We start from the raw sequence: 12,557 nt of genomic DNA on the forward strand, positions 1-12,557 counted from the left end.
CGTCGAAGCCTGCCCCTGCCGGGCTGTGCGTCAGTGGGTGGGCTTGACCAGCGGGAACAGGATCGTCTCGCGGATGTTCTTGCCGGTGAAAGCCATGATCATCCGGTCGATGCCGGCCCCCATGCCACCCGTCGGCGGCATCGCGTACTCCAGGGCCTGCAGGAAGTCCTCGTCGAGCTGCATGGCCTCCGGGTCGCCACCCGCGGCCAGCAACGACTGCTCCACCAGGCGGCGGCGCTGCTCGATCGGGTCGATGAGCTCGGAGTAGGCGGTGCCCAGCTCGGTGCCGAAGCCGATGAGGTCCCACTTCTCCGTCAGCAGCGGGTTGTCGCGGTGCTGGCGAGTGAGCGGGGAGGTCTCCAGCGGGTAGTCCATCACGAACGTGGGCTGGATCAGGGTGTGCTCCACGAGCTCCTCGAACAGCTCCTGGACGAGCTTGCCCTGGCCCCACTTGGGGTCCCAGTGGACGTCGTGCTTGTCGGCGAGCGCGCGGACGCGCTCCAGCGGGGTCTCGGTGGTGATCTCCTCGCTCACCGCCTCGGAGACCGCGTCGTACAGCCTGATCCTGGGCCACTCCGGGATGCCCAAGTCGACCTCGACGCCGTCGTGCACGACCACGGAGGTGCCCAGGGCGGCGACCACGGCCTTCTGGTACATGCGCTGCGTCAGGTCGGCCATGTCGTTGTAGTCGAGGTAGGTGCCATAGGCCTCGAGCATGGTGAACTCGGGGTTGTGCGTGGAGTCCGCGCCCTCGTTGCGGAAGTTGCGGTTGATCTCGAAGACCTTCTCGATGCCCCCCACGACCAGCCGCTTGAGGTAGAGCTCGATCGCGATGCGGAGGTAGAGCTCCAGGTCGTAGGCGTTGATGTGGGTCTTGAAGGGCCGTGCCGCGGCGCCGCCGTGGATGGGCTGCAGCATCGGCGTCTCGACCTCGAGGTAGCCCTCCTCGTGCCAGAAGTCGCGCACCGCGCGCACCGTCGCGCTGCGGATGCGCGCCATCTCGCGGGCCTCGTCGTTGACGATGAGGTCCACGTAGCGCTGGCGCACCCGGGCCTCGGGGTCGGTGAGGCCGACGTGCTTCTCCGGCAGCGGGCGCAGGCACTTGGAGGTGATCTGCCACCTGTCGGCCAGGATCGACAGCTCGCCACGGCGGGAGGTGATGACCTCGCCCTCGATGCCCACGTGGTCGCCCAGGTCGACGTCGCGCTTCCAGGCGGCCAGGGACTCCTCGCCGACCTTGTCGAGCGAGATCATGACCTGCAGGTCGCCGCCGCCGTCGCGGAGCGTGGCGAAGCAGAGCTTGCCGCCCACGCGGTTGAGCATGACGCGCCCCGCGACCCCGACCCTGTCGCCGGTCGCGGTGTCGGGTTCCAGGCCCTGGTATTTCTCCCTGACCTCGGCGTTCGTGGCCGTGCGGGGAAAGGTCACCGGGTAAGGGTCGACGCCTTCACTGCGAAGGCGGTCGAGCTTCTCCCTCCGGATGCGCATCTGCTCGGGAAGTTCGTCGCTCACACCATCAAAGGGTAGGGGATACGGCCACCTGCAAGGCGTCGTCGGTCCCCTGCAGGGCCCCTGCAAGACCCCGGGCTTATCAATGACCCAACGAGCTCAGGGGGGATCCGGCAGGGAGCCGGCCCAGGGAGGGGCTCAAGGAGAAATCATGATCAGGAAGATCGCGACCGGTCTCCTGGCCGTCGCCGCCACCGGCGCACTGGCCCTGTCGATGCCCGCCGCGGCGAGCGCCACCAGCACGAACTCCTCGAGCTCGGACGAATACGACTACTCCGACTACTGGGGCCCCACCTACGCCAAGCACCACGCCGCCAAGGCCCAGGGCTGGATCGGCGTCAAGTGGGACGAGGACCAGGAGTCCAACACCGTGCACGTCAGGGGCCGGCTCTACGACCTCGACAACCGCAGCTACGGCCAGGGCGGCAAGTGCGCCTACGTGAAGTTCCAGGCCAGCGACTTCGACCACGACTGGGACGAGGTCTACACCAAGAAGTACTGCGGCTACCCCGGCTCGAAGAAGTTCCACTTCGAGGTCGACGAGGCCTCCAGCGTGCGGGTGAAGGTCTGCCAGATCCACCCGTACAAGCACTACGTCACCAAGTGCGGCCACTGGGACTACCTCTACACCACCGAGAGCGAGTAATCCCGCAACAGACGCAAGCGGCCCCCTTCCCGAGCGGGGGGCCGCTTGTCCTATGTGGTGTTGCGGCTGTAGACGAGCCTCAGGCCGATGAGCGTCAGCCACGGCTCGTGCACGTCGATGGAGCGGGACTCGCCCACCACCAGCGCCGCGTGCCCGCCCGTGGCCACCACGGTCACGTCGTCGGGGTCCTCGGCCAGCTCGGCCGCCATCCGCTCGACGATGCCGTCGACCTGGCCCGCGAAGCCGTAGATGATGCCGGCCTGCAACGCCTCGACGGTGTTCTTGGCGATCACCGAACGGGGCCTGACCAGCTCCACCTTGTGCAGTTGCGCTCCGGCCGCCGCGAGCGCGTCGACGGAGATCTCGATGCCGGGGGCGGTGACCGCCCCGACGTACTCGCCCTTGGCCGACACCGCGTCGAAGGACGTGGCGGTGCCGAAGTCGACGATGATGCACGGGCCGCCGTACTGGTCGATGGCGGCCAGCGCGTTCACGATGCGGTCGCTGCCGACCTCCTTGGGGTTGTCCATCCGTACGGGCACCCCGGTGCGGACACCGGGCTCCACGATGACCGCCGTGACGTCGCCGTAGTAGCGGCGGCACATCTCACGCATCTCGTTGAGGACGCTCGGCACGGTGGAGCAGATGGCGATGCCGCCGATGTCGGCCCCCTTGAGCAGCGGCGACTGCGCGAGCAGGCCCTGCAGGACGACCGCGATCTCGTCGGCTGTGCGGCGGGCGTCGGTGGCCAGCCGCCAGTGCTCGATGACATCCTCACCTTCGAAGAGGCCGAGCACCGTGTGCGTGTTGCCGACGTCGATCGTGAGCAGCATCGATTACCCCCGTAGATCCAGTGCGACGTCAAGGGCCGGCGCCGAATGGGTGAGCGCTCCGACCGCAAGGTAGTCAACGCCAGTCTCAGCCACATCACGCGCCAATTCCAAGGTCAATCCCCCGCTGGCCTCAAGCGCAACCGCGTTTTTCGCCGTATTTTTGGTGATTTGGACGGCATGGGCGATCTCTTCCACCGTGAAGTTGTCCAGCAGGACGACCTCGGCTCCCTCGCCGAGCACCGCCACCAACTGCTCGGCGCTGTCGACCTCCACCTCGATCCGCACGTCCGGATAGCGCTCGCGCACCGCGCGGAACGCCTGGGCGACCCCTCCCGCGGCCACCACGTGGTTGTCCTTGATGAGGGCCGCGTCCGACAGCGACATGCGGTGGTTGACGCCGCCGCCGCAGCGCACCGCGTACTTCTCCAGCACCCGCAGCCCCGGCAGCGTCTTGCGGCTGTCACGCACCCGCGCCGCCGTGCCGCTGATCGCCTCCACCCACCTGCCGGTCAGCGTGGCGATGCCGGACAGGTGCGTGAGCAGGTTCAGGGCGGTGCGCTCGGCCGTCAGCAGGGCCCTGGCCGGGCCCTCGACGGTCATCAGCACCTCTCCCCTGCGCACCCGCTCACCGTCCTTCACCTTCCGTTCCGTACGGGTCGCGCCCAGCCGTACGAAGACCGCCTCGGCGACGGGCAGGCCGGCCACCACGCCGTCGGCGCGGGCCACCACGTCGCCGATCGAACGCAGGTCCGCCGGGACCGTCGCCAGGCTCGTGACGTCCCCGGCCTCCTGCAGGTCCTCCGCCAGCGCCCGGTCGATCACCGAATCGGCGTCGGCCGGATCCACTCCGGCGGCGGCGAGCTCCTGGGCCAGGCGCTGCGGCATCGCGTCGCCGTGCGGGGTGTAGATCATGTGCGGGCCCTCCTCGGTCAGGGTCACGTCCACGTGACCCAGCCATGCGTCGTCGTCTCGGTCGGGGAAGTCCTCACGCCAGTGCGAGCCCCGCGTCTCCTGCCTGGCCGCCGCCACGGCGGTGAGCACGGTGGCGACGGTGAGCAGGTTCGTCGCCTCCCACGACTCGGTGCACGCGGCCACCTGGATCGGAGTCCAGCGGGCGTCGCGCAGCGCCCCGACCGTGGCCGCGAGCGAGGCGTGACTGCGCAGCACGCCGGCCCCCGTGCTCATGTGGGCCTGGATCCTGCCACGCGCCCGCGGGTCCACCAGTCCGGCCGCGGCCCGAGGAGTCACGGGCTCGCCGGACTCGCACCGTAGGCGGTGGATGTCGTCCGCGATCCGCTCGGCGAAGACCAGCCCTTCGAGCAGGGAGTTGGACGCCAGCCGGTTCGCGCCGTGCACGCCCGTGCAGGCGACCTCGCCGCACGCGTACAGGCCCTCGATGGAGGTGCGGCCACGCAGGTCGGTACGGACTCCGCCGCTGGCGTAGTGGGCGGCCGGAGCCACCGGGATCGGCTGGACCGCCGGGTCGATGCCGTGCTCGCGGCAGACCGCGTAGATGGTGGGGAACCTGGCCCGCCACTTCTCCTCGCCGAAGTGGCGGCCGTCGAGCAGGACGTGGTCGCCCCCGGTCTCGCGCATCGTCCGCATGATCGCCTTGGCCACGACGTCCCGCGGCGCCAGGTCGGCCAGCTCGTGCACGCCGGTCATGAACCTGTTGCCTTCGTGGTCGACGAGGACGGCGCCCTCGCCCCTGACCGCCTCCGAGATGAGCGGCTGCTGGCCGGTCGCGCCCTTGCCGAGCCAGAGGACGGTCGGGTGGAACTGGACGAACTCCAGGTCGCGCACCACGGCCCCGGCCCGGAGCGCGAGCGCCACCCCGTCGCCGGTGGAGACGACCGGGTTGGTCGTGGAGGAGTAGATCTGGCCCATGCCTCCGGTGGCCAGGACGACCGCGGGGGCACGCACCGCGCCGACCCCGTCGCCCGCCCCCTCGCCCATCACGTGCAGCGTGACGCCCGCCGTGCGGCCTCGCGCGTCCTTGAGCAGGTCGAGCACCAGCGCGTGCTCGATCACCTCGATCCCGCCGGCGTGGACCGCCTCGACCAGCGCGCGCTGCACCTCGGCGCCCGTGGCGTCGCCTCCGGCGTGCACGATCCGGTGCCGCCGATGGCCGCCTTCCCTGGTGAGCTGGAGGTGCCCGTCGGGGGTCCGGTCGAACTCCGCGCCCCGGGCCATGAGCCTGCGCAGCGCGCCCGGACCCTCGGTGACCAGCGTCCGCACGGCCCGCGTGTCGCACAGGCCCACGCCGGCCAGCAGCGTGTCGTTGAGGTGCTCGTCGGGGCTGTCCGCCGGATCGAGGACGGCCGCGATCCCGCCCTGCGCCCACCGGGTGGACCCGGCGGAGAGCACGTCCTTGGTGACCACCAGGACCCTGGCCCTGGGCACGAGCTCGGCGTAGTGCAGCGCGACCGTCAGCCCGGCGATGCCCGAGCCCACCACGACCAGGTCGGCCTCGACGGTCCAGCCGGGTTCGGGGGCCATCAGCCGCAGGGGGATCGCCGGTGCACTCATGGGGTCTCCTCGATGAGGCTATTTCGTCACAATGACGATAACGCGTGCGAGAGGATGTTCCATACCCGGGGGTGCTCCCGATCAGGCGGGGCTCAGCGCGATGACCACGTTGTCGATCAGCCGGGTGGTGCCGGTCCTGGCGGCGACCGCGAGCACCGCCTCGCCCGAGTAGAGCTCCGGCACCTCGCAGAACGTCGCGGGGTCCACCAGCGCCAGGTAGTCGAGCTCCAGCTCGGGCGCGGCCTCCTCGAGCACCGCCCGGGCGGCGGCGCGGACCTTCGACGGGACCCGCTCCGCCGCGCCGGCCCGCAGGGCGCGGGACAGCGCCAGCGCCACCTGCCTCTCAGCGGCCGACAGGTAGCGGTTGCGGCTCGACAGGGCCAGTCCGTCGGGCTCGCGGACCGTGGGCACGCCCACGATCTCGACGGGCACGTCCAGATCGGCGACCATGCGCCGGATCATCGCGAGCTGCTGGGCGTCCTTCTGCCCGAACACCGCCAGATCGGGCCGTACCAGGTTGAACAGCTTGAGCACGACCGTGAGCATGCCGTCGAAGTGGCCGGGCCTGGAGGCGCCCTCGACGATCCGCCCCATCTCGCCGGAGCTGACGCTCACTTGGCGGTCCGGGGGGTACATGTCCTGGACGGCCGGGGCGAACACCACCTCGACGCCCTCTGCCCGACACACGTCGAGGTCGGCGTCGAATGTACGGGGATAACGGGAAAAATCCTCGCTTGGCCCGAACTGCAGCGGGTTGACGAAGACGCTGACGACGACCTGATCGGCGCGTGCCCGAGCAGCCCGGATGAGCGAGCGGTGACCCTCGTGCAGGGCTCCCATGGTGGGCACCAGGGCGACGGACCCGTCGCGCCGGGCCTTGATCAGATCGGTGCGATTCCTGGCGACGATCAGGTCCATGCGGGGCCTCCGGGAGCGGCGGTCAGCGACGTGGCGGATCCACGACATGACCGGCGGCGGTCAGGTCCATATGTTGCCACCCAGGGCGTCGAGCAGCCGCTCGGCCTCCTCCGGCTTCAGCAGCCCGGCGGCCAGGGCGCGGTCGGCGGTGAGCCTGGCCAGGGCGACGTAGGCGTCGGCCGCCTCCGGCGCGCTCAGGATCAGGGCGTCGACGTGCTTGCGCACGGTGCCGGCGTCACCGCGCACCACCGGCCCGGTCAGGCCCGCGAGACCCAGTCTGAGCACGTTGTCCAGGGCGGCGCCGAGCAGCGGCCCGAGCATGCGGCCCGGGTGCTCGACGCCGATGCGCCGCAGCAGCTCGGAGGATTCGGCGATGAGGGTGACCATGTGGTTGGCCGCGCTCGCCAGGGCCGCGTGATAGAGGGCGCGGTCGGCGTCGGCGATCCAGACGGGCTCGCCGCCCATCTCGATGACCAGCGCCTCGGCGATGGGGCGGAGCGGCTCGGGCGCGGTGACGCCGAACGAGCAGCCGGTGATCCGGTTGAGGTCGTCGTCCCTGCCGGTGAAGGTCATCACCGGGTGCAGCGCCAGCGGCAGCGCGCCCGCCTTGGCGGCCGGATCCAGCACGGCCAGCCCGTAGGCGCCGCTGGTGTGGACGAGCAGCTTGCCCTGGAGTGCGGCACCCGTCGCCGCCAGGCCGCCGACGAGGTCGGGCAGCGCGTCGTCGGGCACGGTGAGCAGGATCAGCTCCGCCGCCCTGACGACCTCGTCGGGCCGGACGGGCTCGACCCGCAGCCGGTCCGCCGCCCAACGCCTGGAGGCGTCGGACACCCCGCTCGCGGCCACGACGCGGTGGCCGGCCTGCGCCAGAGCGGCGCCGAGGACGGAGCCCACCCTGCCCGAACCCAGCACACCGACAGTCAGCCGTGCCGGGCGATCACCTGCGTCCATGACGTCTCACCCCTGTCGACCCGATGGCGCTGCCGACCAGCGTAACGGCCGCGACGGGGCAGACATGTGACCGGGGTTTTGCCGCATGTTGCGTTACCGACAAATCGGACAAGGGCATACAAAAGGTGCACCCCCTGTCGGGAGAGATGAGGAGAGGGGTTCATCGCATCGCAGCGGGCGCCGGGTCCGCGCCAGGACCGACGCCCGCACGGTGTGCGAACCTCTTGGAGGTGCACCAGTGGCCGCCACCGCCGACTGGCGGACCACACGTGAAGCTCGGACCGGCCACGGCCGGTCCGAGCTCTCACATCAGCGGTGCACGTGAGCGCTCGCACCACCCTTGCAGCCGGCGAAGGCCAGGCCGATGACGGCGATCGCGTTGCCGCAGACGTTGATCGGCGCGGTGATGGGCAGGAAGATCTGGTTGCCGGAGAGCACGCCGCTGCGGCCACTGGTGGTGTCGGCCTGAGCGGGGGCGGCAAGGGAAAGCATGGCGAGCGCGCCGACCACGACCATGGTCTTCTTGAACACGAAGGCTCCTCTCGGGGATGCGGCGAGGACCGCAGGAAGCGTGACAATGTGCAGTCGCTTGGCGACAACGCGTAAACGTTAGCGCAAGTCTGCCACTATGAGTAGTCAATGCATAACCCAACGTGTAATCGCTCGATCGTGAGATAGTCCAGACATGTGGCTCACCTGGCGCGCCGCCACCGATCGCGCGCTGTACGGCGAGAACGGCTTCTACCTGCGTGAGCGCCCCTCAGGCCACTTCCGCACCTCGGTCAGCGCCTCGGCGGTGTTCGCCGAGGCCGTGCTGGCGCTGCTGGCGGAAGTGGACGCCGAGCTCGGCATGCCGGGCAAGCTCGACCTGGTCGACATCGGCGCCGGCGAGGGCGTGCTCGTCCGCCGCGTGCTGGGCGCGGCCGACCCCGAGCTGCTCAGCAGGCTGCGGGTCACGGCCGTCGAGGTGTCGCCCAGGCCCGACGGCCTGCCGCCGGAGGTCGCTTGGGTCCCGGCCGTCCCCGCGGGCATCAGCGGCCTGGCCATCGCCAACGAGTGGCTGGACAACGTCCCGCTGGACGTCGTCGAGCAGACACCCGGCGGGCCGAGGCTCGTCATGGTCGACACCGAGACCGGCGAGGAGCGGCTGGGCGACCCTCCGGACGAGGCCGATCGCGACTGGCTCGAACGGTGGTGGCCGCTGTCGCGCACCGGCGCGCGCGCCGAGATCGGGCGGCCGCGCGACGCGGCCTGGGCGGCGGTCCTGACACGACTCGAACGGGGTTGCGCGATCGCCGTGGATTATGCACACCCTGTGGATAACCGGCCGCCCTGCGGGACGCTCACCGGATACCGCGACGGGGCGGTGGTGATGCCCGTCCCCGACGGCACCTGCGACATTACGGCTCATGTGGCGCTCGACGCGTGCGCCGAGGCGGGCCGGCAGGCCGGTGCGATATCCACAGGCTTGTCCACACAGCGCATCGCGCTGCGTGCTCTGGGGATCACCGGCACACGACCGCCACTCGACCTGGCCCATGCCGATCCGCGCGGCTATCTCAGGGCTCTGGCCCGGGCCTCGGAGGAGGCGGAGCTGATCGACCCGGCGGGTCTCGGCGGCTTCGGCTGGCTCAGCCAGAGCCGGTGAAGGCCCGCCGTCAGGTCACGCTGAGGTCGAGCGACTCCAGGCCCCGGATGACGTAGCCCGGCTTCCAGACCGGCTCCCGGACGAGCTCCAGCTTCGGCGCCCGGTCCATCAGCGCGCCGAAGGACTCGATGAGCTCGATCCTGGCCAGCGGCGCCCCCAGGCAGAAGTGGATGCCCGCGCCGAAGGAGATGTGCGGATTGTCCACGCGGCCCACGTCGAGCCGGTCGGGGTCGTCGAACACCTCCGGATCGCGGTTGGCCGACCCGAACAGCAACGCGACCTCCACCCCGCGCGGGATCGAGACGCCGCCGACCTCGATGTCCTCCAGCACCCAGCGCTCGAACATCTGCAGCGGCGTGTCCCACCGCATCAGCTCCTCGATCGCCGACGGCAGCAGCCCGCGATCCTCGCGGAGACGTACGAGCTCGGCCGGGTTCCTGAACAGGGACCACCAGCCGTTGCCCGTCACGTTCACGGTGGCCTCGTGGCCCGCGTTGAGCAGCAGCACGCAGGTGCCGACCAGCTCGTCCTGCGTGAGCTCGTCGATCTGGGCGAGCGCGCTGATCAGGTCGTCGCCGGGCCTGGCCGCGCGCTCGCGGGCCAGCTCCTTGAGGTAGCCGGCGAACTCCGACGCGGCCCGGACCGCCGTGTGCTGCGCCTCAGGGGCCGGGTTGAGCTCGTACATCCCGCAGATGTCGGCCGACCAGGGGCGAAGCAGGTGGCGGTCGCCCTCGGGGATGCCGAGCATCTCGGCGATCACCGTCACCGGGAGAGGCTCGGCGACCTCGGCGATCAGGTCGCCGCCGCCCTTGGCGACGAACGCGTCCACCAGGCCGCCGGCGATGGCCCGCACGCGGGGGCGCAGCGACTCGACCATGCGCGGGGTGAACGCCCTGGAGACCAGGCGGCGCAGCCTGGTGTGCACCGGCGGCTCGACGTCGAGCATGCCCGCCCTGATCACCCGCCAGAACGGCTCCTGGAACTCCGGCTCGGGCTCCTTGCCGAATTCCTCGTGCGTGGCCACGTGCAGGTAGGACCTGCCCAGGCGACGGTCCCTGAGCAGGGTGTTCACGTCGGCGTGGCGGGAGATCAGCCACTGGCCCGTCGGTTCGAAGAAGCTGACGGGCGCCTCGCGCCTCAACTCGGCGTAGACCCCGTACGGGTTCGCCACGAAATCGGGATTCCAGGGATCAAAGCGCACTATTGCATCTTAGGAGGCACCTCTTCGTGCTTGGTCTTCCTGCTCCGCATCCGGATGTTGAGCAGCTCCACGATGACCGAGAACGCCATCGCGAAGTAGATGTAGCCCTTGGGGATGTGCTGGTCCAGGCCCTCGGCGATGAGCACCACCCCGATCAGCACCAGGAACGCCAGAGCCAGCATCTTGATGCTCGGATGCGTGTCGACGAACCTGCTGATCGGCCCCGAGGCGAACAGCATCACGACCACCGCCACCACGACGGCCGCGACCATCACGCCGAGCTCGTCCACCATGCCGACGGCGGTGATGACCGAGTCGAGCGAGAACACCACGTCGAGCACCATGATCTGCACGATCACCGAGGCGAAGGAGGCCGTCGCGACCTGCTTGCCGTCCTTGTCCACGGCGTCCATGCTGTGGCCGATCTCGGTGACGCTCTTGGCGAGCAGGAACAGCCCGCCCAGGAGCAGGATCAGATCCCGCCCGGAGATCTCCTGGCCGAGCACCTCGAACAGCGGCTCGGTGAGCCTGACCACCCACGACAGCGCCAGCAGCAGGAGCAGCCGGCTGATCAGGGCCGCTCCCAGGCCCAGGACGCGCGCCCTGTCGCGCTGCTCGGGCGGCAGCTTACCGGCCAGGATGGAGATGAAGATGATGTTGTCTATGCCCAGAACGATCTCCAGGGCCACAAGGGTGAAGAACCCTATCCAGATCTGTGGGTCTGCCACCCAGTCCAACATCGTGCCTACCTCTTCGCTCGGGGGACGTACCGGGTAGCAACGATCGAGCCCCCGGATAAGTTCGCGGTTGCGATCGGCAGGCAGGTGTCGGTTATAGTGCGGGACGTAGGTCATGAGTGCCAGCGCCAAGCCCCGGCTCGCTGGCCGGCAACCCTCGCGTCCGCGGCGGGGTGCCCCGGGTGAAGACCTGGTCCGCCACGAGGTGTGGCGGGCAAGCGCGGGCTCCGTGGCTGTTCCAGGGGTCCGATGACGACCCCAGGAGGCTCGCCGTGTCCACCTTGACGATCTTCAGCACCGCCGCCCAGCCCGCGCAGCGGGAAGCCGGCGCCACATCCGCGCCGCAGGGCAGGACCATTCCCGCCGTGCTCGGCGCCGACCTCGAGGTGCCGGTCAAGGGCGGCAAGCTGGTCGGCTACGCCAACCTGGACTACGCCGCGAGCGCCCCCTGTCTGGAGCCGGTCAGCGCGGCCGTGACCGCCGCGCTTCCGGCCTACTCCAGCGTGCACCGCGGCGCGGGATACGCCTCCCAGCTCACCACCGCCCGCTACGAGCAGGCCCGCCACACCGTACGGGCCTTCGCCGGCGCCCGGCCCGACGACGCCGTCATCTTCACCCGCAACACCACCGACGCCACCAACCTGCTCGCCCGCTGCCTGCCCGAGGGCACCACCGTGGTCGTCTTCGACACCGAGCACCACGCCTCCCTGCTGCCCTGGAAGCAGACCGTACGGCTGGCTCCCCCGGCCTTCCCCGGTGAGGCCGTCCGCGCGGCCGACGCGGCGCTGGCCGGGATCGACGGGCCGAAGCTGCTCGTCGTCACCGCCGCCTCCAACGTCACCGGCGAGCTGTGGCCGATCGCCGCCCTGGCCCACATCGCGCACCGCCACGGGGCGCGCATCCTGGTCGACGCCGCCCAGCTCGTGCCGCACCGGCCGATCAACCTGACGGCGCTCGACCTGGACTACGTCGCCTTCTCCGGGCACAAGCTGTACGCCCCGTTCGGCGCCGGAGTGCTGCTGGGCAGGCGCGACTGGCTGGCGGACGGGGAGCCGTACCTCAAGGGCGGCGGCGCGGTGCGCGCGGTCGGGGACGCGGGCGAGGGCACCGACTGGCACAACGACCCGGAGCCCCGGCACGAGGCCGGGACCCCGAACGTGCTGGGCGCCATCGCGCTGGCCGCCGCCTGCGACGCGCTCACCGCCACCGGCTGGACGGCGCTGGTCCGGGAGGAGGAGCGGCTGATCGCGCGGCTGCGCTCGAACCTGGCCTCGATCGCGGGCGTGCGGGAGCTGTCACTGTGGGGACCCGACCACCCGCGGGTGGGCATCGTCTCCTTCATCGTCGACGGCTACTCCGCCCGCGAGGTCGCCGAGGTGCTGTCGGGCGAGTACGGGATCGGGGTGCGCGACGGAAAGTTCTGCGCGCACCCGTTCGTACGGCACCTGCTCGGCACCGCCGACGGCGGCTGCGAGGACGACACCGCGTCGGCCGTGCGCGCCTCGATCGGCATCGGCACCACGCAGGAGCACGTGGACCGGCTCGTCGAGGCGCTCCGGGATCTCCTGGCCCGCTGAGGCCCGTG

General features: G+C 70.6%; 11 protein-coding genes and 1 riboswitch. Of the genes, 3 read left to right on the top strand and 8 right to left on the bottom strand.

Translation table 11 applies throughout. The features are described from left to right. Positions 1 to 30: 30 nt before the first annotated feature. Positions 31 to 1,512 carry a bifunctional lysylphosphatidylglycerol synthetase/lysine--tRNA ligase LysX gene (lysX, locus tag V5E28_RS15060; RefSeq protein ID WP_336207483.1) on the bottom strand — a complete coding sequence of 494 codons (1,482 nt, stop codon included), beginning with the start codon at positions 1,510 to 1,512 and terminating at the stop codon, positions 31 to 33. A gap of 148 nt (positions 1,513 to 1,660) precedes the next feature. Between lysX and V5E28_RS15065 the strand changes: the two genes are divergently transcribed. Next, positions 1,661 to 2,155 carry a hypothetical protein gene (locus V5E28_RS15065; protein WP_336207484.1) on the top strand — a complete coding sequence of 165 codons (495 nt, stop codon included), beginning with the start codon at positions 1,661 to 1,663 and terminating at the stop codon, positions 2,153 to 2,155. 50 nt (positions 2,156 to 2,205) lie between these two features. On the opposite strand, the gene V5E28_RS15070 is transcribed toward V5E28_RS15065, so the two are convergent. The 5 genes from V5E28_RS15070 to V5E28_RS15090 all read right to left on the bottom strand — a co-directional run bounded on the left by V5E28_RS15070 (position 2,206) and on the right by V5E28_RS15090 (position 7,917). Continuing rightward, a complete protein-coding gene (locus V5E28_RS15070; protein WP_336207485.1) occupies positions 2,206 to 2,988 on the bottom strand; it encodes a type III pantothenate kinase in 783 nt (260 codons plus the stop codon). A 3-nt stretch (positions 2,989 to 2,991) separates the two neighbouring features. Continuing rightward, on the bottom strand, positions 2,992 to 5,517 hold the full coding sequence (locus V5E28_RS15075; protein ID WP_336207486.1) for an L-aspartate oxidase: 2,526 nt from the start codon (positions 5,515 to 5,517) through the stop codon (positions 2,992 to 2,994). 81 nt (positions 5,518 to 5,598) lie between these two features. Continuing rightward, the gene (gene panC / locus V5E28_RS15080) at positions 5,599 to 6,435 is read right to left on the bottom strand and encodes a pantoate--beta-alanine ligase (RefSeq protein ID WP_336207487.1); all 837 of its coding nucleotides are present in this window, start codon (positions 6,433 to 6,435) and stop codon (positions 5,599 to 5,601) included. 60 nt (positions 6,436 to 6,495) lie between these two features. Continuing rightward, positions 6,496 to 7,386 carry a Rossmann-like and DUF2520 domain-containing protein gene (locus V5E28_RS15085; RefSeq protein WP_336207488.1) on the bottom strand — a complete coding sequence of 297 codons (891 nt, stop codon included), beginning with the start codon at positions 7,384 to 7,386 and terminating at the stop codon, positions 6,496 to 6,498. 309 nt (positions 7,387 to 7,695) lie between these two features. Beyond that, positions 7,696 to 7,917 carry a chaplin gene (locus V5E28_RS15090; RefSeq protein WP_336207489.1) on the bottom strand — a complete coding sequence of 74 codons (222 nt, stop codon included), beginning with the start codon at positions 7,915 to 7,917 and terminating at the stop codon, positions 7,696 to 7,698. Between the two features lie 154 nt (positions 7,918 to 8,071). On the opposite strand from V5E28_RS15090, the gene V5E28_RS15095 reads away from it, so the two are divergent. Continuing rightward, positions 8,072 to 9,034, top strand: a complete 963-nt coding sequence (locus tag V5E28_RS15095) for an SAM-dependent methyltransferase (protein ID WP_336207490.1) — start codon at positions 8,072 to 8,074, stop codon at positions 9,032 to 9,034. A 10-nt stretch (positions 9,035 to 9,044) separates the two neighbouring features. Here the strand turns inward: V5E28_RS15095 and V5E28_RS15100 are convergent, their stop codons facing one another. Beyond that, positions 9,045 to 10,235, bottom strand: a complete 1,191-nt coding sequence (locus V5E28_RS15100) for a cytochrome P450 (RefSeq protein ID WP_336207491.1) — start codon at positions 10,233 to 10,235, stop codon at positions 9,045 to 9,047. Continuing rightward, entirely contained in the window at positions 10,235 to 10,963 is a 729-nt protein-coding gene (locus V5E28_RS15105) for a TerC family protein (protein WP_336207492.1), read from the bottom strand. Before V5E28_RS15105 ends, V5E28_RS15100 begins: the two co-directional genes overlap by 1 nt. Before the next feature lie 120 nt (positions 10,964 to 11,083). After that, a riboswitch (SAM riboswitch) is annotated at positions 11,084 to 11,199 on the top strand. A gap of 45 nt (positions 11,200 to 11,244) precedes the next feature. Here V5E28_RS15105 and V5E28_RS15110 point away from each other — a divergent pair. Further along, positions 11,245 to 12,549 (top strand): aminotransferase class V-fold PLP-dependent enzyme, encoded by a 1,305-nt coding sequence (locus V5E28_RS15110; RefSeq protein WP_336207493.1) that lies wholly within the window; start codon positions 11,245 to 11,247, stop codon positions 12,547 to 12,549. Positions 12,550 to 12,557 lie beyond the last annotated feature (8 nt).

The sequence above is a fragment of the Nonomuraea sp. LPB2021202275-12-8 genome (assembly GCF_037044575.1).
Lineage (GTDB): Bacteria > Actinomycetota > Actinomycetes > Streptosporangiales > Streptosporangiaceae > Nonomuraea.

Coding starts and splice junctions, on each gene's coding strand:
- V5E28_RS15065 (WP_336207484.1), top strand. CDS start 1,661: ATGATCAGGAAGATCGCGACCGGTCTCCTGGCCGTCGCCGCCACCGGC.
- V5E28_RS15070 (WP_336207485.1), bottom strand. CDS start 2,988: ATGCTGCTCACGATCGACGTCGGCAACACGCACACGGTGCTCGGCCTC.
- V5E28_RS15075 (WP_336207486.1), bottom strand. CDS start 5,517: ATGAGTGCACCGGCGATCCCCCTGCGGCTGATGGCCCCCGAACCCGGC.
- panC (WP_336207487.1), bottom strand. CDS start 6,435: ATGGACCTGATCGTCGCCAGGAATCGCACCGATCTGATCAAGGCCCGG.
- V5E28_RS15085 (WP_336207488.1), bottom strand. CDS start 7,386: ATGGACGCAGGTGATCGCCCGGCACGGCTGACTGTCGGTGTGCTGGGT.
- V5E28_RS15095 (WP_336207490.1), top strand. CDS start 8,072: ATGTGGCTCACCTGGCGCGCCGCCACCGATCGCGCGCTGTACGGCGAG.